General features: G+C 63.4%; 12 protein-coding genes. 7 read left to right on the top strand and 5 right to left on the bottom strand.

Translation table 11 applies throughout. The features are described 5' to 3' along the window. Nucleotides 1–69 precede the first annotated feature (69 nt). The 3 genes from ASD01_RS23850 to ASD01_RS23840 all read left to right on the top strand — a co-directional run bounded on the left by ASD01_RS23850 (nt 70) and on the right by ASD01_RS23840 (nt 2388). Nucleotides 70–843: an amino acid ABC transporter substrate-binding protein gene (locus ASD01_RS23850; RefSeq protein ID WP_034802957.1), complete on the top strand. Its 774-nt coding sequence runs from the start codon at nt 70–72 to the stop codon at nt 841–843. 106 nt (nt 844–949) lie between these two features. Further along, the gene (locus ASD01_RS23845; protein WP_090426316.1) at nt 950–1630 is read left to right on the top strand and encodes an amino acid ABC transporter permease; all 681 of its coding nucleotides are present in this window, start codon (nt 950–952) and stop codon (nt 1628–1630) included. Further along, a complete protein-coding gene (locus tag ASD01_RS23840; RefSeq protein WP_034802963.1) occupies nt 1627–2388 on the top strand; it encodes an amino acid ABC transporter ATP-binding protein in 762 nt (253 codons plus the stop codon). Before ASD01_RS23845 ends, ASD01_RS23840 begins: the two co-directional genes overlap by 4 nt. Before the next feature lie 122 nt (nt 2389–2510). Here ASD01_RS23840 and pyc read toward each other — a convergent pair whose 3' ends face one another. Further along, nucleotides 2511–5969: a pyruvate carboxylase gene (gene pyc, locus ASD01_RS23835; RefSeq protein WP_060644534.1), complete on the bottom strand. Its 3459-nt coding sequence runs from the start codon at nt 5967–5969 to the stop codon at nt 2511–2513. Nucleotides 5970–6088: 119 nt separating this feature from the next. Further along, nucleotides 6089–6829, bottom strand: coding sequence for a helix-turn-helix transcriptional regulator (locus tag ASD01_RS23830; RefSeq protein ID WP_034802969.1), 741 nt, complete (start codon nt 6827–6829; stop codon nt 6089–6091). A gap of 388 nt (nt 6830–7217) precedes the next feature. On the opposite strand from ASD01_RS23830, the gene ASD01_RS23825 reads away from it, so the two are divergent. Both ASD01_RS23825 and ASD01_RS23820 read left to right on the top strand, forming a co-directional pair. Further along, a complete protein-coding gene (locus ASD01_RS23825) occupies nt 7218–8975 on the top strand; it encodes a glucan ABC transporter ATP-binding protein/ permease (protein WP_034802972.1) in 1758 nt (585 codons plus the stop codon). A gap of 154 nt (nt 8976–9129) precedes the next feature. Further along, nucleotides 9130–9762, top strand: coding sequence for a LysE family translocator (locus ASD01_RS23820; protein WP_034802973.1), 633 nt, complete (start codon nt 9130–9132; stop codon nt 9760–9762). Between the two features lie 29 nt (nt 9763–9791). Here ASD01_RS23820 and ASD01_RS23815 read toward each other — a convergent pair whose 3' ends face one another. The 3 genes from ASD01_RS23815 to ASD01_RS23805 form a co-directional block, all read right to left on the bottom strand. Beyond that, nucleotides 9792–10946, bottom strand: coding sequence for an OpgC family protein (locus ASD01_RS23815; RefSeq protein ID WP_060644527.1), 1155 nt, complete (start codon nt 10944–10946; stop codon nt 9792–9794). A 315-nt stretch (nt 10947–11261) separates the two neighbouring features. Beyond that, a complete protein-coding gene (gene ndvB, locus ASD01_RS23810; protein ID WP_034802977.1) occupies nt 11262–19889 on the bottom strand; it encodes a cyclic beta-(1,2)-glucan synthase in 8628 nt (2875 codons plus the stop codon). 361 nt (nt 19890–20250) lie between these two features. Further along, complete coding sequence (locus ASD01_RS23805) at nt 20251–21144, bottom strand: LysR family transcriptional regulator (protein ID WP_034802979.1); 894 nt, start codon at nt 21142–21144, stop codon at nt 20251–20253. Between the two features lie 113 nt (nt 21145–21257). Between ASD01_RS23805 and hglS the strand changes: the two genes are divergently transcribed. Further along, complete coding sequence (gene hglS / locus ASD01_RS23800) at nt 21258–22658, top strand: 2-oxoadipate dioxygenase/decarboxylase HglS (RefSeq protein WP_034802982.1); 1401 nt, start codon at nt 21258–21260, stop codon at nt 22656–22658. Between the two features lie 10 nt (nt 22659–22668). After that, nucleotides 22669–24090 carry an FAD-binding oxidoreductase gene (locus tag ASD01_RS23795; protein WP_034802984.1) on the top strand — a complete coding sequence of 474 codons (1422 nt, stop codon included), beginning with the start codon at nt 22669–22671 and terminating at the stop codon, nt 24088–24090. Nucleotides 24091–24159 lie beyond the last annotated feature (69 nt).

The following is a 24159-nucleotide window of genomic DNA, read 5'->3' as shown; positions in this document are numbered from 1 at the left end:
CGATTTTTTATGCGATTGTCCGCTCAATCCGGACGACGGGCCGGGCAAGAAAGAAGATGGAAAATCACGATGAAACTCCTCCCCACGCTGTTTGCCGCCGCTCTGATGCAGGTTGCCGCACTTGGCTCCGCTGAAGCCGGCGAGAACCTCGATGCGATCAAATCTGCCGGTGTCCTGAAGATCGGCACCGAGGGCACCTATGCCCCGTTCACCTATCACGACGCCTCCGGCGCGCTCGTCGGCTTCGACGTGGAGATCGGCCACGCCGTCGCCGAGAAGCTCGGCGTCAAGGCTGAATTCCTCGAAGGCAAGTGGGACGGCCTGATCGCCGGCCTCGACGCCAACCGCTACGACACGGTCATCAACCAGGTCGGCATCACCGAGGAGCGCAAGAAGAAGTACGACTTCTCCGAACCCTATATCGCCTCCAAGGCTGTGCTGATCGTCAAGTCGGACAACGAAGAGATCAAGGGCTTTGCCGATCTCAAGGGCAAGAAGTCGGCCCAGTCGCTGACCAGCAACTTCGGCAAGCTCGCAACCGCGTCCGGCGCCGAACTCGTCGGCACCGACGGCTTCGACCAGTCGATCCAGCTCGTCTTGACCGGCCGTGCCGACGCGACGATCAACGACAGCCTCTCCTTCCTCGACTTCAAGAAGAAGAAGCCCGACGCCCCGGTCAAGATCGCCGCTGAGCAGGCCGATGCCGACTTCTCCGGCATCATCATCCGCAAGGGCGAGCCGGAGCTTCTCGAGGCGATCAACAAGGCGCTCGTCGACATCAAGGCCGACGGCACCTACGACAAGATCTCGCAGAAGTACTTCGGCGCCGACGTCTCGAAGTAACCCGATCACTGGGCCCTCGGCCGGTTTCTCAGCCGGCCATTCTCGGCTATGAAAAGCGATCCGTTCCGGACCCCGGGGCGGATCGCGCTTTTTGAAAGGCTCGCCCTTGACCACCTGGCTCCCACTGATGCTGGAATCCTTGCCGTCCCTGCTCTGGGCCGGCCTGACCTTTACCATCCCCCTGACGCTGCTTTCCTTCATCTTCGGCCTGATCCTGGGGCTCGTCACCGCCGTCGCCCGGCTCTTCGGGCCGGCACCGGTCGCCTGGATCGCGCGCTTTTACGTCTGGGTGATCCGCGGCACGCCGTTGCTGGTCCAACTGTTCGTGATCTTTTACGGCCTGCCGAGCGCCGGCATCCTGCTCGACGCCTTCACCGCAGCGCTCATCGGCTTCTCGCTGAATGTCGGCGCCTACACCTCCGAGATCATTCGCGCGGTGATTTCGTCGGTCCCGCGCGGACAATGGGAGGCAGCCTATTCGATCGGCATGAGCTGGAGCCAGGCGATGCGCCGCACGATCCTGCCGCAGGCAGCCCGCGTCGCCGTGCCGCCATTGTCGAACACATTCATCTCGCTGGTGAAGGACACGTCGCTTGCCGCCGCCATTACTGTGCCCGAGATGTTCCAGACAGCGCAGCGCATCGTCGCCACCACCTACGAGCCGCTGATCCTCTACATCGAGACGGCGCTGATCTATCTTGCCATGAGCTCCGTGCTTTCCGCCCTGCAGGTCAGGCTGGAGCGACGCTTCGCCCGCTATGGCGGCTTCCTGGAGGCACGCACATGATCGAGCTCTCCCACATCGAAAAGCGCTTCGGCGACAATCTCGTGCTGAAGGATATTTCCGTGACGCTCGCCGAGGGCACTGTGACCGCGCTGGTCGGCCCGTCCGGCGGCGGCAAGAGCACGCTGCTGCGCTGCATCAACCTTCTGGAGATCCCGACCTCCGGATCGATCAAGCTTGGCGACGAGAAGCTTGAATTCGCCCCTGGCCGCAAGATCGGCTGGACGGCGATCCAGCGTCTGCGCCGGCAGACCGGCATGGTGTTCCAGAACTTCCAGCTCTTCCCGCACCAGACCGCACTCGGCAATGTCATGGAAGGCCTCGTCACCGTGCTGAAATGGCCGGCGGACAGGGCAAAGACCCGGGCAACGGAACTGCTCGAAAAGGTCGGCATGGCGCACAAGGCCGACGCCTGGCCGGCAACACTTTCCGGCGGCCAGCAGCAGCGCGTGGCGATCGCCCGTGCCCTTGCCCCTTCGCCGCGCGTGCTTCTCTGCGACGAGCCGACCTCGGCGCTCGACCCTGAACTGGCGGAAGAAGTGGTCGAAGTCCTGAGCCGGCTTGCCCGCGAAGGCACCACCATGGTCATGGCCACCCACGACCTCCGGCTCGCCTCGCGCGTTGCCGACAAGGTGATCTTCCTCGACGGCGGCCTCATCGTCGAAAGCGGCGCGCCAAAGACGATCTTCTCGGCGCCCGAGCGCGAGCGAACGAAGAAGTTCATTGCCTCGCTCAGCGCTCCGCACGACTACGAGATCTGAAGGGAAGCATTGGGACCGGTTCCATTGGCCTAGGCGCTAAGCAGCCGTCGTCTGATCCATCGCAAAACAAAAAACGGCCGGATTCGCATCCGGCCGTTTTTGTCTGTCCGTGTGGCAAACGCTTACGCGTCGAAGACGATCAGCAGGTCCTTGGCGTCGATCTGGTCGCCGGCGCGCACCAGAACTTCGGCGATCGTGCCGTCCTTCTCGGCATGCAGCGCCGTTTCCATCTTCATCGCCTCGATCGAGAGCAGCACGTCACCGGCCTTAACCGCCTGGCCCGGATGAACCGCGACCGTGGAGATGACGCCCGGCATCGGAGCGCCGAGCTGGGCAGCGTTGCCGCCTTCGGCCTTGCGGCGCACGGCGCTCGTCGCACTGCGGTTGCGGTCCGGTACCTTGATCAGGCGCGGCTGGCCGTTGAGTTCGAAGAACACCTTGACCATGCCCTTCTCGTCCGGCTCGCTCTTGGCCTGGTGCAGGATCACCAGCGACTTGCCGCGCTCGATCTCCGGCTGCAGCTCCTCGCCCGGTCCAAGCCCATAGAAATAGGCCGGCGTCGGCAGCACGCTGACCGGACCATAGGTGTCGGCCGCGACCGCGTAATCGGTGAAGACCTTCGGGTACATCAGGTAGGAGGCGAACTCGAAGTCGTCGACCTTGCGCTCGAGCTTGTCCTCGATCGCCTTGCGCTCCGCGTCGAGATCGGCCGGCAGCAGCAGCGAGCCGGGAACGGCGGTGTAAGCCTTCTCGCCCTTCAGCGCCTTCTTCTGCAGCGCTTCCGGCCAGCCGCCCGGAGGCTGACCGAGATCGCCCTTCAGCATCGAGACGACCGAATCCGGGAAGGCGATATCCTTGGCCGGGTTCTCGACGTCGGCGACCGTCAGGTCTTGCGAGACCATCATCAGTGCCATGTCGCCGACCACCTTGGAGGACGGCGTCACCTTGACGATGTCGCCGAACATCTGGTTGGCATCGGCATAGGCCTGGGCAACGCGGTGCCACTTGGTTTCCAGCCCGAGCGAACGGGCCTGCTCCTTGAGGTTGGTGAACTGACCGCCCGGCATTTCGTGCAAGTAGACTTCCGACGCCGGTCCCTTGAGGTCGCTTTCGAAGGCGGCGTACTGGTAACGCACTGCTTCCCAATAGAAGGAGATGCGGCGGATCCATTCGGGATCGAGGCCCGGATCACGCTCCGAGCCGCGCAGCGCCTCGACGATCGAGCCGAGGCAGGGCTGCGAGGTGTTGCCGGAAAGCGCATCCATCGCCGCATCGACCACATCGACGCCGCTATCGACCGCGGCAAGCACGGTTGCAGCCGCAATGCCCGAGGTGTCGTGCGTGTGGAAATGGATCGGCAGATCCGTCGCTTCGCGCAGCGCCTTGAACAGCACGCGCGCGGCGGCCGGCTTCAACAGGCCCGCCATGTCCTTGACGGCGATCATGTGCGCACCGGCCTTTTCGAGCTCGGCCGCCAATGCCGTGTAGTACTTGAGATCGTACTTCGGGCGGGCCGAGTTCAGGATGTCGCCAGTGTAGCAGATTGCCGCCTCGCAGATGCGGTTCTCTTCAGCAACGGCCTCCATCGACACGCGCATGTTGTCGACCCAGTTGAGGCAGTCGAAGACGCGGAAGACGTCAATGCCGCCCTTCGCCGCCTGGCGGACGAAGTACTTCACGACGTTGTCGGGGTAGTTCTTGTAGCCGACGCCGTTGGCGCCGCGCAAAAGCATCTGCAGCAGCAGGTTCGGCGCGTCCTCGCGAATGCGGGCGAGACGATCCCACGGGTCCTCGGTGAGGAAGCGCATGGAAACGTCGAAGGTCGCACCACCCCAGCATTCGAGCGAGAACAACTGCGGCAGGGCACGAGCATAGGTGCCGGCGACGCGGGCGATGTCATGCGTACGCATGCGGGTCGCAAGCAGCGACTGATGGCCGTCGCGCATCGTCGTATCGGTCAGGAAAACCTGCTTTTCACCGCGCACCCACTCGGCGAATTTCTTCGGGCCGAGCGCGTCGAGCTTCTGCTTGGTACCGGCGGGGATTTCGCCCTGGATGAATGGCACGACGGGCTTGGCCGCATCCGCCGGCGGCTTCGGACGGCCCTTGGCCTCCGGATGACCGTTGACGGTGACGTCGGCGAGATAGGTCAAGAGCTTCGTCGCACGGTCCTGGCGCCGGACCTGCTGGAAGAGTTCCGGCGTCGTATCGATGAAGCGGGTGGTGTAGGTGTTGTTGCGGAACTGCTCGTGGCCGATGATCGCCTCGAGGAAGGTGAGGTTGGTCGCCACACCGCGGATACGGAATTCGCGCAGCGCCCGGTCCATGCGGCTGATCGCTTCCTGAGGCGTGCTGCCCGAGGCCGTGACCTTCACCAGCAGCGGATCGTAGTAGCGGGTGATGTAGGCGCCGGTATAGGCCGTGCCGCCGTCGAGACGGATGCCGAAACCGGCCGCCGAACGATAGCCGGTGATGCGGCCGTAGTCGGGAATGAAGTTCTGCTCCGGATCTTCCGTGGTGATGCGGCACTGCAGCGCGTGGCCGTTGAGGCGGATGTCAGCCTGGTCAGGCACACCCGATTGCGGCGTGCCGATCGCCTCGCCGTCGAGAATGTGGATCTGCGCCTTGACGATGTCGATGCCGGTCACCACTTCGGTGACGGTGTGCTCGACCTGGATGCGCGGGTTCACTTCGATGAAGTAGAACTTGCCGGTGTTCACATCCATCAGATACTCGACGGTGCCGGCGCCGATGTAGTTGGTCGCCTTGGCGATCTTCAGCGAGTAGTTGGCCAGTTCCTGCCGCTGCGCATCGGAGAGGTAGGGCGCCGGCGCGCGCTCGACGACCTTCTGGTTACGGCGCTGGATGGAGCAGTCGCGCTCGAACAGATGCACGACATTGCCGTGGGTGTCGCCGAGGATCTGGCTTTCGACGTGGCGGGCGCGCTCGACCAGCTTTTCGAGATAGACCTCGTCCTTGCCGAAGGCGGCCTTGGCCTCGCGCTTGGCTTCCGTCACCTCGCGGATCAGATCCTTCGGATCGCGAATGGCGCGCATGCCGCGTCCGCCGCCGCCCCAGGAGGCCTTGAGCATGACCGGGTAGCCGATCTCGGCGGCCAGGCGATGGATTTCCTTTTCGTCGTCTGGCAGCGGATCGGTGGCCGGCACGGCCGGAACGCCGACGGAAATGGCGAGGTTGCGGGCTGCGACCTTATTGCCGAGCTGACGCATCGTCGCCGGGCGCGGACCGATGAAAATGATGCCGGCGGCGTCACAGGCATCGACGAATTCCGGGCTTTCCGACAGCAGGCCGTAGCCCGGATGAATGGCGTCGGCACCCGAGAGTTTGGCGACGCGGATTACTTCCTCGATCGACAGGTAGCTTTCGATCGGGCCGAGGTCGCGCGCAAGATGCGGGCCGCGGCCGATCTGGTAGCTTTCATCCGCCTTAAAGCGGTGCAGCGCGAGTTTGTCCTCTTCCGCCCATATCGCGACCGTTTTCAGACCGAGTTCGTTTGCAGCGCGAAAAACGCGGATGGCAATTTCAGAACGGTTGGCAACAAGGATCTTCGAGATAGGCAAGTCGGTCTCCTCAATGACTTGATATTGCGGGAAATGCTGCACCCGCGAAATAAAGTATTAGCGGGTCACCGGGCAGAGCGCAATTTCAGATGCGACAGGAAACCGAATGCCTTTCGACTTTAGGAAATCAGGCCGAGACGGAAGGCGATCGCCACGACGTGGTGGCGGTTCTTGGCCTTCAGCTTTTCCTGGATTCCGTTCATGTACCAATCGACCGTGTGGCTCGAAATATCCAGCACCTTGCCGATGTCGTTGGAGGTCAGTCCGTCGGCGAGATAATTGAGGGCTTCCATTTCGCGCCGCGTCATTTGCACTTCGACGCGCGAACCGAGCTCGGCCGAAACCTCGGGGTCGGTCAGGTCCAAGAGCTTCCAGAACAGCCGCTTGGCGATCGAGTCGAACAGGCTGATCTCGACAGGGCTCAAGTCGACGACGCGGCCGCCGACCGTCAGGTTGCCGAGCAGGCCGCGCCGGCCGTGCACCGGGAAGATGTAGCCGTCGTAGAGACCGTGGTTGCGGGCCTCGATCATCATGCTTTCCATGCGCTTGCGATGCGGATCGGAGCGGAAAGCAAACAGCGTATCGCGCCAGCGGAAACCGCGCTGGGCATGGCCGAGATAGCGGATGGTCGGGTCGATCACCACGAACTTCTTGCGGATATAGATCTGCGGCCAGCCCTCGGGCCAGCGACCGGCAAGCAGCAGCCTCAGCGGGTTGTCATGCGGCTTGGGCTGGCGCACGACGCCGTAGAAGTCGAAGCCGCAGCGATCGAGCAGGCGCTCGAATTCAGGGATGATTTCTTCGCGTGTCTTCATCTCCTCCAGAAGCGCGAGAAACTGTACGAGCAGCGTAATGTTCATGGATCACCTTCCAGGTCGATGCATATGGTCGCATTTCCGAATCCGGACATAAAGGCACCGTTCAGCGACCATTCATGTTGCACCCGCGATAATCCGTCATACCACGCCCGGTCTTATGCGAAATATGCAAGAAATCGGAGTTGGCACGACAGATAGCAGACTATGAATATTCTCGCCAAGCTCACAGACGAGCGAAACGGGAAAACGAGTGGCTGTCCTGCGTCCGGCTACGGCTTCCCATTGCCGCAAAAGACCGTCTCAGCGCGGCCCCGAGTGCTCTAACGGCGCGAGGCTTCAATGCTCGCCATGGAGAACCTCGAGGACGCGGGTGCATCCGCCGCAGAAGGTCTGCGGCGCGTCAAATCCGGTACCCGGAAGGGGTGAGACAGTGTCATTGTTCCAGGTGTATGCAAGAGCGCTCCAGTATCTTGCGGTTCACAAGTTTCGCGTCTCAGCGATCGTGCTTGCCAACGTCGTTCTGGCAGCGATCACAATTGCCGAACCGATCCTGTTCGGTCGTATCATCGACGCCATCTCGTCGAAGGGCGAAGTCACGCCGATGCTGCTCATGTGGGCAGGCCTCGGCGTCTTCAACACCGTCGCCTTCGTGCTCGTCGCCCGCGAGGCCGACCGGCTGGCCCATGGCCGCCGCGCCACGCTCCTGACGGAAGCCTTCGGCCGCATCGTTTCCATGCCGCTTGCCTGGCATAGCCAGCGCGGCACGTCCAACGCCCTGCACACGCTGCTTCGCGCCTGCGAAACCCTCTTCGGTCTCTGGCTCGAATTCATGCGCCAGCATCTGGCGACCGCCGTAGCCCTCGTTCTGCTCGTTCCGACCGCCTTTGCCATGGACGTGCGCCTGTCGCTCGTGCTCGTCGTACTCGGCGCGCTCTATGTGGTGATCAGCAAGGTGGTCATGAGCCGCACCAAGGAGGGCCAGGCTTCGGTCGAGAACCACTACCACACGGTTTTCTCGCACGTTTCCGACGCGATCAGCAACGTTTCGGTTGTGCACAGCTACAACCGCATCGAGGCTGAAACCCGCGAGCTGAAGAAGTTCACCGAGCGGCTGATCTCGGCCCAGTTCCCGGTACTCGACTGGTGGGCACTCGCAAGCGGGCTGAACCGCGTCGCCTCGACCATCTCGATGATGGCGATCCTCGTGATCGGTACCGTGCTGGTGCAGCGCGGCGAACTCGGCGTCGGCGAAGTCATCGCCTTCATCGGCTTTGCCAACCTGCTGATCGGCCGCCTCGACCAGATGAAAGCCTTCGTCACGCAGATCTTCGAAGCTCGTGCCAAGCTCGAGGACTTCTTCACCCTCGAAGACGCCGTGCGCGAACGCGACGAGCCGGCCGGCGCGACCGAGCTGCCGCCGGTTGTCGGCGAGGTCGAGTTCCGCAACGTCTCCTTCGACTTTGCCAACACGAACCAGGGCGTGCACAACGTCTCGTTCACCGCCAAGGCCGGCCAGACGATCGCCATCGTCGGCCCGACGGGTGCCGGCAAGACGACGCTCGTCAACCTCTTGCAACGCGTCCACGATCCGCGCGACGGCCAGATCCTGATCGACGGCAACGACATCTCGAAGGTAACGCGCAAGTCGCTGCGCCGTTCGATCGCCACCGTCTTCCAGGATGCGGGCCTGATGAACCGCTCGATCTCGGAAAACATCCGGCTTGGCCGTGACGACGCGACGATCGAGGAAGTCATGGCTGCCGCCGAAGCGGCTGCTGCCTGCGACTTCATCGAGGGCCGCACGACCGGTTACGATACGGTCGTCGGCGAGCGCGGCAACCGTCTGTCGGGTGGCGAGCGCCAGCGTGTGGCCATCGCTCGCGCCATCCTCAAGAACGCGCCGATCCTGGTGCTCGACGAGGCGACCAGCGCGCTCGACGTCGAGACCGAGAACCGCGTCAAGGATGCGATCGATGCGCTGCGCAAGAACCGCACGACCTTCATCATCGCCCACCGCCTGTCGACGGTGCGCGAGGCCGACCTGGTGGTCTTCATGGACCAGGGCCGGATCGTCGAGATGGGCGGTTTCAACGAGCTCAGCCAGAGCAACGGCCGCTTTGCAGCCCTGCTCCGCGCCAGCGGCATCCTGACGGACGACGACGTCCGCATGAGCCACACGGCAGCGTAACGCTCGCCCGACGTCAGGCAAATCGTACATCAAGCCACCCGCGGTTAGCCGCGGGTGGCTTTTCTTTTTGGACAAGCGCCGCATCAGGAAGTCTTGTCATTCGCCAAATTGTTGGTAGACGGGAATTCCGGCTTCAATTCCAAGGGAATCACCAATGCCGGATATCTCCACCATCGCTCTGTTTGCCGCCGCAAGCCTCGTGCTGACCGCAACGCCCGGCCCTGACATGCTGCTGATTGCGTCTCGCAGCCTCAGCCAGGGCCGTGCCGTCGGGTTTCTCACCTATGCCGGCATCGCGCTTGGCACCTACTGCCATGCGCTCGCGGCGGCGCTCGGCCTCTCGCAGCTCTTCCTCACCGTACCGGTTGCCTATGAGATCGTGCGCTGGGCGGGCTGCGCCTATCTGCTTTATCTCGCCTGGAAGACGGTACGTTCGCATCCCTCGGGCGCGTCCCCGACGTCGACGCTCAAGCGGCTCTCACGCCGGCGGGTCTTCGGCGAGGGACTGATGACGAACCTGCTCAATCCGAAGATGGCGCTGTTCGTGCTGGCCCTTTTTCCCCAGTTCGTGGACCCGAATGGCGGGTCGATGGTCCTGCAGATGCTTCTGCTTGCGACCATCCTGAACGGGATCGGCTTGCTCGTGAACGGCACTGTCATCCTTGTTGGCGGCCATCTGCGCGCAAGACTTTCCGGCTTCCGGCGTTTCCCGAAACTGCCGCAATACCTTCTCGCCGGCGTGTTCACGGGGCTTGCCTGCCGCCTGGCGCTGGGTTCCCGAACCTGATGCTGACGCACGGTCAAGGGCGGCGCTTGCTACGCCGCCCTTAGCGGTTTGGCAGACGCGATGCCGCGCAGCCATTCAAGATAATAGGCATAGGCAAAGTGCAGGCCGATGCCGGCGAGCACGAAGAGGCTGCCGAAGACCGGGTTCTTCCCTGTCACGAACAGCAGCACCTGGCCGGACATCGCCAGGATCGTGCCGAAGATGAAGATCGGTAGCGAATGCCGGCCGACCACCGCCAGCGGATGGTCGCGGTCGAGTTTGGCGAGGTTGCTGATCCGAGGCGTCACCGCGATGACGTAGCCGAGCGCCAGCACATGCAGCAATCGCGGCGTGGACAGGAAGGTCTTATCAAAGCCTGTCAGAACGGCCGGAAGACCGAAGGAGAGGTCGATGCTCCAGAACGAGAACAAGACCCAGACGGCGGAAACGGCAAGATAGGCACAGGACAGCATGACCAGCCAGGGCCAGCGCGGCAGCGATCCGCCGTTGCGCACATAGGTCATCATCACCACGCCGATGACGAACAGGAACTGCCAGGACCAGGGATTGAGAAACCAGTAGCCCTCGTCGAGGAAGTTCGACGGCACGAACTTGAAGATGCCCGCGGCGAACCACAGCGCGGCCGAGAGCAGAAGCAGCTGTTTCTTGCTGACGCCGTTCAGCCAGAGGATGCCCGGCAGCAGCAGGAACAGCGCCGCATACATCGACAGGATGTTGTTGTAGCCGAGCTGATGTCCCAAGAGCACCATGGCAACGATGCCCTGCTCCGTCTGCTCCACCATCGGGCGGATGTTGATCTCGCCGATCAGGTCCTGCCTTCCGAAGTAGATCGCGCCGCCGGCAAAGATCGCCAGCGTTACGATGCTCGTCATGATGTGGGCGACGTAAAGCGCCAGGGCCCGGCGCCAGATTTTGAGCGGCATGGCCAGCCGACCGCCGGAGACGAACTTGCCGCCATAGGCGATCCCGACCGAGAGGCCCGAGATTAAGACGAAAGCTTCAGCGGAATCGGAAAAGCCGAAGTTCTTGTGGGTCAGGTATTCGAGATATTGCCCGGGAACGTGATTGACGAAAATCGTCAGAAGACACAGCGCCCTGAACACATCAAGGCGTGTGTCACGCTCCTTCGGAACCAATCGGGCGGACATCGGGTCGACGCCACCCTGAAAAGTCTTTTGCAGCATGCGGTCCGTTTTCCAGGATTTGGCGCCCCTGCCCCATCCCTGTTGAAACGGGTACCGACGTCCCGCCTTTCGCGCGATGCCCGGCACCATGAAGGAGAGCGGGAGGCCATCTGCAGGCGGTTTCCCGCCCGGCACCCCGCTCACGAAATCTACAGCGCCGCGCGTCTTATCAGACGCGCAAAGGTCGCTGTAGGACTTTGAATTCCTGCACGACGCTCAGCCGTCGAGGTCGCGCCGCCGGCAAATCCGCAAAGAAAAACCGGCCTTGCCCTTGCGGGAACAAAGCCGGTTTCATCCTGTCTTCAATGCCGGCCGTTACAGCAAAATGCCTTCATGCGCGTTTTTTGTGACACTATTGTTGACGCTGACGATCGGCTCGCCACTTTTCTTGTCGCGTTCGACCGAAATCTTGTGCCGCGCGCCATTGAGCGTCACTTCGGCCGAGTAGCCGTTCCAGGCTGCCGGCAGCACCGGACGGATGACCAGCCTGTCGCCCTGCCGGCGAATACCGAGGATGCCCTCGACGCCGACACGGTAGAGCCAGCCGGCAGATCCCGTATACCAGGTCCAGCCGCCACGCCCCGCCAGATCGCCTTCGCCGTAGATATCGGCGGCAACGACATAGGGCTCGACGCGATAGTGTTCCGCCGCTTCGCGGTTTTCGGCATGCGAGATCGGATTCAGCATCTGGAAGACCCGCCAGGCCTCTTCCGCCCTGCCCTGTTCGGCAAAGGCCAAGGCGACCCAGGTGGCGGCGTGAGTATATTGCCCGCCATTCTCGCGCACGCCCGGCGGATAGGCCTTGATGTAGCCCGGATCCTGCGACGTCCGCTCGAGCGGCGGTGTGAACAGCCGCACGATGCGCTGGTCGGGGTCGACCAGTTCAGCCATGACTGCGTCCATCGCCTTCAGCGAACGCTGCTCGTCGCCTTCGCCCGAAAGCACGCTCCAGGACTGAGCGATCGAATCGATCCGGCACTCCAGAGCCTCACTCGTGCCAAGCGGCGTGCCATCGTCGTAATAGCCGCGACGGTAGTAGTCGCCATCCCAGCCGGCGGTCGCGAGCGCCTTCTTGAGCGCTTCGAGATGCGCCTCCCAGCGCGTGATGCGCGCCTCGTCCTTGCGCTCGCGCGCGAAGGGCAGGAAGCCACGCAGCGTGCCGGCGAGGAACCAGCCGAGCCAGGTGCTCGTGCCTTGCCCCTTCTCGCCCACCCGGTTCATGCCATCGTTCCAGTCGCCGGCAAGGAACAGTGGCAGGCCGTTCTCACCGGTCCGCTTGATCGCAAGATCGAGTGCACGGGCGCAATGCTCGTAGACGTCGCCGACCTCTTCGGAAATCTCCGGCTTGTAGAAGGCGTCGTGCTGCCCCGCTTCGAGCGCCGGGCCAGTGATGAAGGCAAGCTTCTCGGCAAGGAGATCGGACGTGCCGGTCACCGTGCAATAGCGGGTCACGGCATGGGCGAGCCAGACGACGTCGTCGGAGATCATCGTGCGCACGCCAGCGCCTGTTCCCGGCAGCCACCAATGCTGCACGTCGCCTTCGGTAAACTGGCGGGAGGCAGCGTTGAGGATCTGTGCCCGGGCGAGTTCCGGACGATGGATCAGGAACGCCAGCGTATCCTGCAACTGGTCGCGGAAACCGAAGGCACCGCTTGCCTGATAGAAGGCCGAGCGCGCCATGATGCGGCAACCGAGGCTCTGATAGGGCAGCCAGTTGTTGATCATGGCGTTGAAGGCCGGATCCGGCGTTTCCACCTTCACGATGTCGGTGAATTCGCGCCAGAACGTCTTGTTCGCCTCAAGCACCGTGTCGAACGCGGTCTCACGCAGTTCGCCGATGATGGCTCGAACCTGATCGTCCGTATCGGTATCGCCGAGGATGAACGTGACCTGCCGTTCGGCACCGGGCTCGATGGAAATGTCCGTTGCGACCACCGCGCAAGGATCGCCGTCGACATCGACGGAGCCCGAAAGATCGGCACCAGAAGTGACCGCCTGCGGCGCCAGAATGCCGCCGATCGCGCCCAGGAACTCCCGGCGGCTGGCTGTGTAGCCGGCCGCATCGCCGCCATCGACGGCGAAGAAGGCGGATCGGCCGGCAAAATCGATGCTGTAAGGGTTGGTCGCCACCAGCGCCTCGGCCGTCTCGTCCCATTTCGAAAGGACGAAGGGCGCCGAACGGGCACGGTTGTTGCCAAGTACCCACTCGTTGTAGCCATAGAGCCTCAACTGCCGCGCCGACGCCGCACGGTTGCGGACAGACACGCGGACGAGCTTGGCCGGCAGGTTGCGATGCACCGTCTGGACGACCTCGATCTCAAGGTCGTCCTGGGTGCTGCGGAAGATCGAATAGCCGAGCCCGTGCGCCGTCTCGAAGACGACGGAACGGCGGCGCGAGAGCGCCGCATAGGGCGTGGCGACCGTGCCGCTTGCCATGTCGCGGATGAAGATGGCTTCGCCCGGCCGGTTGACGACCGTATCATTGGTCCAGGGCGTCAGCTGGTAGTCGCGCGAGTTGCGGCTCCAGGAATAGGCCGCACCCTCGGCTGAGATGTGGAAGCCGAAAGCATCATGGGAGATGACATTGATCCAGGGCTGCGGCGTCGCTTCGCCGCCGCGCAGGCGCACGACGTATTCGCGACCGCCATCGGCGAAACCGCCGAAGCCGTTCCAGAAGGAAAGGCCATCGCCCTTGATTTCCGCCGGAGCGGCATCCGCGTCCTCCTGCGGCGCTGCCAGCAGCGGGCCTGAGAACTCGGCGCTCTTTTCGGAGCCTTTCACCGGTGCCGGCGAATAGAGCGAGTTGGCGCGGGCGATCTGGTCGGAGATCGTGCCGTTGCGGGCATGGAAGACCGCGCGCGAGGCCGACAGCAAGGTCGACCACGTCTCCGCCTCCATCAGGTCGCGGCGCACCGAGAAGATGTGCTGGCGCGGACCGTCCGAGAGACCGCGAAGCCTCAGGTTCTCGCACATGGAGTCGAGCGCGTGCTGCATGTCCTGGGCATAGGACGAGGCGCGCTCGTTGATGATCACGAGATCGGCGGTGATGCCGCGGGCGCGCAGGTATTCCTGGGCGCGCAGCGCCTCACGGGCGATGCCGAGATCGCCGTCGTCATTGATGCGCAGGCAGAAGATCGGGTAGTCGCCCGAAATCGCCAGCGGCCAGAGCTTCGACTGAGAATCGAGGCCGGCCTGAACCGTCGCCGAATCGGCGCGCAGATGCATGTCCGGATAGACGAGGTAGCGGCCGAGCATCTGGAAGCTTGCCGCTTCCTGCGAGGTCACGCCGACATGGCGCATCTGCACCTGGCTGCGGGTCCAGGCGTGGATGAGCTCCTGGTTGAAGGTCTCCGGATGGCGGTAGCGATCGATCGCGCGATCGACCTCCTCGCGGCTCGGGGCGGCGATCGTCCAGAAGACGACGCTGACCTTCTTGCCGGCGGGTACGCGCACAACCCGGCGCAGCGACATGATCGGATCGAGCGTGAAGCCGTCCGTGCCGGAAAGCACCGCATCCGTATCGAAGGCAGCGGCTTCGGCAAGCGTGCGGCCCGGGCCGATGAAGCGGCGACGGTCGGTCTCGGCTTCCGTATGGCGGTCGCTACCGGCATTGTCGGTGACGAGATGCGCCACTTCCATGTCCGGATCGCCGGAGCTGCGCTTGTTGCGGCTGACGCGAATGACATCGCCGCGGCGGCTGATTTCCGTGCGCAGGAACATCTTCGAAAACGCCGGGTGTGCGCTGTCGGCCTCGTCAGTCGAAAGCACAGGCTCGGCATAGGAGGTCACTTCGATGAAGCGGTCCTGGGTGCCGGTGTTGAGCAGCATGACCCGGCGCCCTTCGGCATCGTGTTCGGTGGCGACGATGCATTCCACCTCGCTGGTGAGATCACCGACGGTCTTGACGAATTCCGCCTTGTCGTCGCCGAAGCGCGTCAGCATCTTCTCACCGGCCGCGCGTCGCGGCTCCGACGTCGCCGACCACCAGTCGCCGGTCGTCGTATCGCGCAGGAAGATGAAGGTACCGGTACGGTCCTCGACCGGATCCGGCTTCCAGCGGGTAACCGACTGGCCGTTCCAGCGGGCGTAACCGGCGCCGTTGGCCGTCAGCATCACCGAGTAATGGCCGTTGGAGAGGAACACGGTCTCGCGGTCCTGCGAAAGCGGGTTCTCGATGATGCGGACCTCAGGGCGCAGGAGATCGTCCTGGCCCTTGCCGACCGATTCCGGCTCGCGCTTAGCATTCATGATCGGAATGTCGCGCGGCGCCTTTTCCTGCAGCAGCAGTTCGGCGGCTTCGATCACCGGATCGGCGTGGAACCACTCGCGCAGGCGGCCGTTGAAGACGACGTTGGCGACAGCCGCGATCGACATGCCATGGTGGTGGGCATAGTAGTTGCGAACCACCGCGCACTTCTGGCCCTCAGGCACGCGCGTCGGCGTGAAGTCGACGGCGTCGTGGTAGCCGTATGCGCCGAGCGCGCCGACCTCGCGGAGACGCCCGAGGTTGGCGAGCGCCGACTTCGGATCGTACATGCAGGCGAGGATCGAGGCGTAGGGCGCGATGACCGCGTTCTGGCCGAGACCACGCTTGAGACCGAGCGTCGGCACACCGAAGTTGGTGTATTGGTAGGTGAGCTCGTGGTCACGCGCGTTGAAGGCGGCTTCCGAGATGCCCCACGGCGTGCCGAGGCGACGGCCGTGGTTGATCTGTTCCTTCACGACCAGATTGTTGGTCTGGTTGAGGATACCACCCTGACGCTCCTGCATGACCAAAGGCGGCATCAGGTATTCGAACATCGAGCCGGACCAGGAGATCAGCGCACCGCGTGCGCCGATCGGCACGATCGGCCGGCCGAGCTTGTACCAGTGCTCCGTCGGAAGATCGCCCTTGGCGATGGCAAACAGGCTGGTGAGACGGGCTTCCGACGCAAGAAGGTCGTAGCAGGCCTCGTCGAGCTCGTTGGCGTTGACGCGGAAGCCGATCGACAGCAGGCGCCGCTCCGGACGGAACAGGAAACCGAAATCCATCGAGAAGGCGATGTCGCGTGCCCGGTCCTTCATCACCAGCAGGCGCTGGCGCAGCGATTCGATTGCGCCGAGATCGAAGACGCCATCGGCGATATGGGCTTCGCAGGTGGTGACGAGCGAGTTGGCCCACTTCGTCACTTCGCTGCTTTGCGGCGTGCGCACCTCATGGTCGAGATTGACGGTGAGCTTGTGCATGTCGCGCGCCAGAACGGCCAGGTTGATCACGCGGATCGAAGCGAACTCGTGTTCGCGCATGATCGCGGCGAGCGCGTTCTGGAAGCCGACGATGCGTTCTTCGATCAGGCGACGCAACGGACGCACCGTCTTGCGGTCGTCGGGCAGGTCGCGCAGCACCTCCTGAAGGATCGCAGCGACGTCGCCGATACCGGTGAGACTGCCCTGGACATGCGCCGACGGCGCTTCGGCCCAGTCGCGACACATTGACGACACGGCGATCAGATGACCGGCCAGATTGCCGCTGTCGACCGACGAAATGTAGCGCGGCTCCATGGTTTCGAGCGTATTCGTCCGGTACCAGTTGAACAGGTGGCCGCGATATTTCGGCATCCGGTCGATGGTGGCGATCGTCTGTTCCAGCCGGTTGATCGTCTCCTCGAAGCCGATCCAGCCGAAATCGCGCGCCGACATGACGGAGAGCAGGTAGACGCCGATATTCGTCGGCGACGTCCGCTCGGCGAGAACCGGCTGCGGCGTTTCCTGGAAGTTGTCCGGCGGCAGGAAGTGCTGCTCGGCGGTGACGAAGGTCTCGAAGTATCGCCAGGTGCGGCGCGCGATCAGGCGCATCTCGTCGATCGCCTCATCGGAAACGACGAGCTGGTCTTCGGTTTCGGCCGACTGGCTGACGAACCAGGCAACGGCTGGAGACAGGGCCCACAGCAGCGCAAAGGGAATGCCGATGAAGGGCAGGCCGGTGTCGGAAATCGCCGCAAGGGCCAGCGAGATCGCCGACAGCGCCGGCGCAACCCACATGGCGCGGTAATAGTCGCCAATGGTGCCGTGGCCGGCGCTCTGCACCTGCGCGGCCGTGCGCCATTCCAGCATCAGTTTGCCGCTGACGAACGTGCGGTAGAGCGAACGCACGATGGCGTCGCCCATCATCGCCGCATTGTGGGCGATGAAGACGATGCGCAGCGCGACCTGCGCGTTGGCGGCACGGACTTCGTTCAACACCGCATGCAGGTGCGCTCGGGCAACGATGTCGTTGCGGCGCGGCAGGAGGCCGTTGATCAGCGACAGCGTCGGCGCCACGAACAGGCTGAAGATCAGCACGATCTGCCAGATCAGCGCTTCGGTCGGCTCCATGTAGTACCAGCCCATGACCGAGGCGACGAGCCAGGCAAGCGGGATCAGCGAGCGGCGCAGGTTGTCGTACATCTTCCAACGTCCGAGCATCGACAGCCCGTTCGACAGATTGAAGATATAGGGCAGCAGCTGCCAGTCGCCGCGCGCCCAGCGATGCTGGCGCGACATTTCCACCTCGTAGCGGGTCGGGAAGTCCTCGACGAGTTCGACGTCAGTCACCAGCGCGCAGCGCACGTAGGACCCTTCGAGCAGGTCGTGGCTGAGAACGGCGTTTTCCTGGATGCGCCCCTTCAGCGCCGCCTCGAAGGCGTCGACATGATAGAGGCCCTTGCCGGTGAAGCTGCCTTCGCCGGCAATGTCCTGGTAGACGTCCGAAACGGTGAAGACGTAAGGGTCGATGCCGCGGTTGGAGGAGAAGATGCGCTGGAAGGCGGAGGCTTCGCTGCCCGTCGTCAGCGACGGCGTGACGCGCGGCTGCAGCAGGCTGTAGCCGGCGATCACGTTCTGCGTCTTCGGATCGACAACCGGACGGTTGATCGGATGGTACATCTTGCCGACGAGCTTCGTCACCGCATCGCGCATCAGGCGCGTGTCGGAATCGAGCGTCATCACGTACTGAACGTTGTCCGGCACCGTGTTGGCGCCCTGCAGGAACGAGGTGTCGCGGTCACCGCGCAAGAGCATGTTCAGCTCGTGCAGCTTGCCGCGCTTGCGCTCCCAGCCCATCCACACGCCTTCCTGCTCGTTATACAGGCGGCGGCGATGCAGCAGGTAGAATCGGGTCTTGCCGTCATAGGCATAACGCGCCGAGAGCTGAGCGATCTCGCGCTTGGCATAATCGAGCACATCGGCGTCGGTGCTCGATTCCTCGTCCTTGCTGTCAGCCCAGTCGCTGACCAGTGCAAAGTAGATCTCACCGCGCGGGTTGGCGAGATAGTGAACCTCGAGATTGCGCACCAGTTCGTCGACGTGATCGCGCTTGGAAATCAGGCACGGCACCGCAACGAGCGTTCGGGCGTCCTCGGGGATCCCGTCGAGGAACTCGTAGCCGACCAGTCGCGACGGTTTGACGAACAGCGTCACCAGCGTGTTGAACAGGCCCATCGCGCCTTCCGAGGCCGGCAGCGCGAAAAGCAGCAGCATGATCAGCTTCGCGCCACTCGGGATCGCCATCGGGCTGACGAAGGAGTAGACGGCAATCATCGCCAGGATGGTCAGAAGGATGTTCGGCCCGGCGATCGCAAACCAATCGAGCCTGCGGCTGAGGCGAATGATGGTCTGCAGCACCGACGGCCGGTAGCTGATCTTCTTTTCCAGAAGCTTGCGTTGCTTGCCGACGAGGAAGGATCCGACATTCGGCTGCTGCAGCGGCGCTTCCGTCTCGGCCACGACTTCCGCCTCGCGCACCATCTGGATGGCGATTTGCGTCACTTCGAATTCGCTGTGCCCCGAACGGCGCGCCAGCTTTTCGATCGTGTCGCGGTACTTGTTGCGCGACCCGAAATCGAGCGCCGCATAATCGGAGCCTTCACGCAGCGCCGCATCGATCTTGCTGACGCTTTCGAACCAGACGGCCCAGTCGGTGTCGTCGATCTCGCGCAGGCTGCGGATGATGTTGCTCATCGTCGCATTGCCGGACGACAGACGGTTCTGCTCGGCGACCAGCGCGCTTTCGACATCGCTGCCGCGCTTCTCGAGCTGATCCTCGATCCAGCCGATCACGGCGCCCGAGGTCTGCGACCCGTCACGCATGCGGTAGAGCAGTTGCGCGACGAAGGTGTTGTCGGCCGCCAGCGCTTCCGATTCCGCAAGCAGCGTGCGCGACTTTTCCGGATCGCTGAGGCGAATGATCTGGTCGGCGACGTCGTTTGCCTTGCGCCGCATGCCGCGCGAGCGTTCAACGCGGATGGCAATCCGACGCAGGTTCTCGATCAGCACGAAGCGCAGGATCGACGGCAAGGCCCAAAGTTCGCCGATCTTGAAGGTCTCGTGCTTCTGGAAGCCCTCGACCATCGCCGTGATGCTTTCGCGGGTCACCGTGCTGTGGGTGTGGGCAGCGTAGAGCCAGGCGAGCGCCATGGTGCGCGGGATCACCGTGCCCGAAACCGAAATCGTCGGGAGCTGGCGATAGAACCGGCGCGGGAAATCGCGCCGCACTTCCTGGATCGCCTCTTCGACGACGTGATGGTTGTCGAGCAGCCATTCGGCGGCCGGCGTGATCGTTGCCCCGGCCTCGACGTCCGCGGCCGTCGCCCGGTAGACGCGCAGGATCTCGTTCTCGTTCTCGCGATGCCGCGGACGGAACTCGAACGGGAAGAAGCCCGGCAGCGAGGAGACACCCTTGGCCGCGAGATCCTCGCCGCATTGCCGGAGGTCCTCCATCGAAAAGAAGGTGGAGCGGATCGAATCGTTGTAATCGATCTGCTTCGCTTCCGGTTCGCGCGGTGAGGTGGGCGGCGTAGTTTGGAGCTGCATGGGTACGGGTTCTGAATCCAACCGGGGTTGATCGGCCCGGCCCTCGTCGGGGTGCCGGGTTGGCTGCGGTCCTGAGAAATCAGGCTGAGCCGGCGCGTTGCTAGACACGGTCATGTGTCCTCCCATCCACCGTCATTTCCCGGGAAACCGGGATCTGGCGGTAACAGGCACCGCCCTCGACTGGGCATCGGAGATCGCAAAGCCGGCGGCGCATTGGTTTTCAAGGCCGCGGTGATGCATGAAAATGGCATTTTTTAGCCGTGGTGCCAACAGCTTGCAAGGATTGCTCATACAAGATCGGACGTTTTGCGCACAGCCGAATCAAGCCGGAACCGGCCGCTGTGCGCGCCCCCAGTGGCACTTCGATACAACTCTTTCAAATGCCCTCTTTCAAGCTTCATCGCGGGTGGCAGACGAGGCGAAACGTGATGGGGCGAGGAAGGTTCCCACGAATTTTCGACAAAAGCACCACAGGTCAGCCCACCTGCTCGGTGATCCACTCGCGAAACGCCAGGCTGATCGGGTTTTCTAGCTTGCCCTCGGGCACGGCGAGGTAATAGCTGTTTTCCGTCTGCATCGGCCGGTCGAGCACGATCTGCAGCGTGCCGGCGGCAATTTCCTGCTCGATCAGGTAGCGTGGCAAAAGAGCAAAGCCGAGCCCGGCGGTCGCCGCCTCGATCACCATGGAAAACTGATCGAAACGGTTGCCGCGATAAGCGCCGCGCCCGTCCATGTCGTTGGCCTCGAACCATTGCGCCCAGAGTTTTGGCCTCGTGGCGAGATGGAGCATCGGCCCCGTGACGATATCTTCAGGGGAGGCAACCGGATGGGTTGCCAGCATGGCGGGACTTGCGGCGGGCACGATGATCTCACTGCAGAGATAACTGCAGGTCGCGCGCGCCCAGACCGGCTGCCCGTAATGGATAGCCAGATCGAAATTCTGCTCCTCGAAATCGAACGGCGCAGAGCGCGAGGCGATGTTGATCACCGTGTCCGGATGGCGCTTGAGGAAATCGGGAAGACGCGGTACCAGCCAGCGGCTGCCGAAAGTCGGCAATGACGCGATCGAGAGCGTTGAATCCGCCCTGGCAGACGCCATCGCCCGCACCATCAGTTCCTCGGTCTGGTTGAGCAGGCGACGCACCTCCGGCAGAAACTTCTGCCCGGCATCCGACAGGATCACCCGCTGACGCACGCGCTCGAACAAGAGCACCCCGAGCTGGTTTTCGAGATCCTTGATCTGGCGACTGACGGCGCTCTGCGTGAGGTTCAACTCGGCTGCGGCCTGCGTGAAGCTGCCGTGTCGCGCCGCGCATTCGAACGCCTGCAGCGTCGTCACGTCGGGAACCAGTCTTCGGCTCAACTTCATTCCGCCCTCGCATCAACATAGTCAGAAGCAACGCGATCAATGGCCAGTTCGATCGGATATGATCCGAAATGAGAATGACCTTGTCCTTCACCCATAGCGCGAGGCGAGCCCCAGTGAAAGAGAATAGTTTCGTATCCGCCGACGACATCCGCTCGGCCTTTTCCGCAGCCATGTCGGTCATGTACCGCGAAGAGGTGCCGGCCTACGGCACGCTGATGGAGCTGGTCGCCAAGGTCAACGACGATACGCTCGCCGCCGACCCCAAGCTGAAGGAGCGCCTCGACGCGACGGACTCGCTCGACCGCATCTCCGAGGAGCGCCACGGCGCGATTCGGCTCGGCACCCCCGCCGAACTCGCTATGATGCGCCGCGTCTTCGCCGTCATGGGCATGTACCCGGTCGGCTACTACGATCTCTCGACCGCTGGCGTTCCCGTGCATTCGACCGCCTTCCGCCCGGTCGGCGACGCCGCGTTGAAGCGTAATCCGTTCCGCGTCTTCACCTCGCTGCTCCGTCTCGACCTCATCGCCGATGAAACGCTGCGTGCCGAAGCCGAAGTTATTCTGGCCGCGCGCCAGATCTTCACCGCCGGCGCCGTCGAACTCACGGAAAAGGCCGAGCGCGACGGCGGTCTCGACAAGGTGGATGCAGAGCGCTTCGTCTCGGAAGTGCTCGAAACATTTCGTTGGCACGACAAGGCCAATGTCAGCCCCGACATGTACAAGCGCCTGCATGACGCCCATCGCCTGATCGCCGACGTCGTCTCCTTCAAGGGCCCACACATCAACCACCTGACGCCGCGCACGCTCGACATCGACAAGGTGCAGGCGCTGATGCCGGAATACGCGATTGCCCCGAAGGCCGTCGTCGAGGGCCCGCCGACCCGCAAGTGCCCGATCCTGTTGCGCCAGACCTCGTTCAAGGCGCTCGAAGAGCCGGTTTCCTTCAAGGATGCCGACGGCACCTGGAAGGAAGGCTCGCACACCGCCCGCTTCGGCGAGATCGAACAGCGCGGCATCGCGCTGACACCCAAGGGCCGCGCGCTTTACGACGAACTGCTCGACGCCTCGCGCAAGATCGTCCGCCCGGCGGCCGACGGTTCCAACGCGCGCGAATACGAAGCGGCACTTGCCGGGGCTTTCGAGCCTTTCCCGGACACCTGGGCAGGCATCCGCGAAGCCGGGCTCGGCTACTTCAGCTATTCGCTGACGGAAAAAGGCCGCAAGGCCGGCGTCTCCAGCAAGCACGACATCGAAGCGTTGATCGCCGCTGGCCTCGTCCAGTTCGACGCGATCGTCTATGAAGACTTCCTGCCGGTCAGCGCCGCTGGCATCTTCCAGTCGAACCTCGGCGACGGGGCGCAGCAGGATTTCGTCGCCAGCCCGAACCAGAAGCGCTTCGAGGCCGATCTCGGTGCGACCGTGCTCAACGAGTTCGATCACTATGCCGGTATCGAGCAGGCTTCGATCGAAAGCTGCATTCAGGCCTTGACCGGCGCCATCGCTGCGGAATGATGCTTCCCTGATGATCGACCAACTGCACATCGACGCGCTCACCGACATCCTTGGAGACAAGGGTGTCGTCACGCGTCCGGAAGACCTGGAAGCCTACGAGACCGGCGCGCGCTATGATCGCGGCCGGACGCCGCTCGTGCTGCGGCCGGCGACGACCGAAGAGGTTTCCGCCGCTGTCGCCTATTGCGTCACCAACGGCATCGCGCTGATCCCGCAGTCCGGCAACACCGGCCTCGTCTCCGGCTCGACGCCGGATCAGTCGGGCGACGAAGCCATCCTCAGCCTCGACCGGCTGGCAAAACGCTTCGAACTCGACCTCGACAACCGCTCGGTTCGGCTCGACGCCGGCTTCCGGCTGTCCGATCTCAACCGGCGGCTGGAAGAGCACGGCCTGTTCTTCCCGATCGATCTCGGCGCCGACCCGCGCATCGGCGGCATGATCGCCACCAATACCGGCGGCTCACGCTTCCTAAAATACGGCGACGTGCGCCGAAACACGCTCGGCCTCAAGGTGGTGCTGGCCGACGCGGACGGCACCGTGCTCGACCTGCAATGCGACTTGCGCAAGAACAACACCGGCGTTGACTGGAAGCAGATCTTCGTCGGCACCTCGGGCGCCTTCGGCATCGTCACCGAATGCGTGCTCAACCTCGAGCGCCTGCCGCAGCAGACGGCAACGGCACTGCTGGTTCCGGCGAGCGGCGCCCATGTGATGCCGCTGCTGCGCGCCATGGAAGAACGCCTCGGCGCCTACCTTTCGGCCTTCGAGGGCATGTCGAGCAATGCCGTCAAGGCAGCCTTTGCCCACGTGCCGTCGCTGAAAAACCCGTTCCAGGCTGGCCAAGTCCCCGACTACGTCATTCTCGCCGAGATCAGCCGCACCTGGGCACCGCGCGAAGGCGAACAGTCGCTCGACGCCGTGCTGGAAACGGCGCTGGCCGAAATCTGGGAGATGGAGGAGGCACCGCTCGCCGACGCCTTCGTCGGTCCGCCGCACGAAATCTGGGCGCTACGCCACGCGCTGTCTGAGGGCGTCAAGCACCTGGGCAAGCTGATCGCCTTCGATGTCTCCTTCCGCCGGGGTGACATCATGGCCTTCTGCGACCATATGAAGGCCGAAATGCCCTCGAAATTCCCCGACGTGACCGTCTGCGATTTCGGCCATATCGGCGACGGCGGCGTGCACTTCAACCTCGTCGTGCCGAAGAACAGCGATCTTCTCAAGGACGAGACTTTCGAACCCCGGCTACGCGAATGGGTTTTCGCCGTCGCCGTCGAGGAATATCACGGCAGCTTCAGCGCGGAACATGCGATCGGCCGCCGCAATCAGGCCTATTACGACTTTTATACACCAGACAAACTCAAGGACATGGCCGCGGGCCTGAAGACGCTGACCTCGCCGGGAAAGCTCGGCAGTGTGCGTTTCGGATAGGCCAGAGCGGAATGAGGAAAGTGTGTGCGGTCTTCCGCCGACATTTCGCTCCAACGAATGATCTAAACC

Origin of the sequence: Ensifer sp. Root423, from assembly GCF_001426275.1 — a bacterium.
GTDB classification, from domain to species: Bacteria; Pseudomonadota; Alphaproteobacteria; order Rhizobiales; family Rhizobiaceae; genus Ensifer; species Ensifer adhaerens.
This window is presented reverse-complemented; position numbering and strand designations above follow the sequence as displayed.

Bases quoted from the DNA above. Each gene is read 5' to 3' on its own strand.
- ASD01_RS23805 (WP_034802979.1), bottom strand. From the start codon at position 21,144: ATGAAGTTGAGCCGAAGACTGGTTCCCGACGTGACGACGCTGCAGGCG.
- ASD01_RS23795 (WP_034802984.1), top strand. From the start codon at position 22,669: ATGATCGACCAACTGCACATCGACGCGCTCACCGACATCCTTGGAGAC.
- ASD01_RS23815 (WP_060644527.1), bottom strand. From the start codon at position 10,946: ATGCTGCAAAAGACTTTTCAGGGTGGCGTCGACCCGATGTCCGCCCGA.
- ASD01_RS23830 (WP_034802969.1), bottom strand. From the start codon at position 6,829: ATGAACATTACGCTGCTCGTACAGTTTCTCGCGCTTCTGGAGGAGATG.
- ASD01_RS23850 (WP_034802957.1), top strand. From the start codon at position 70: ATGAAACTCCTCCCCACGCTGTTTGCCGCCGCTCTGATGCAGGTTGCC.
- ASD01_RS23840 (WP_034802963.1), top strand. From the start codon at position 1,627: ATGATCGAGCTCTCCCACATCGAAAAGCGCTTCGGCGACAATCTCGTG.
- ndvB (WP_034802977.1), bottom strand. From the start codon at position 19,889: ATGACCGTGTCTAGCAACGCGCCGGCTCAGCCTGATTTCTCAGGACCG.
- ASD01_RS23820 (WP_034802973.1), top strand. From the start codon at position 9,130: ATGCCGGATATCTCCACCATCGCTCTGTTTGCCGCCGCAAGCCTCGTG.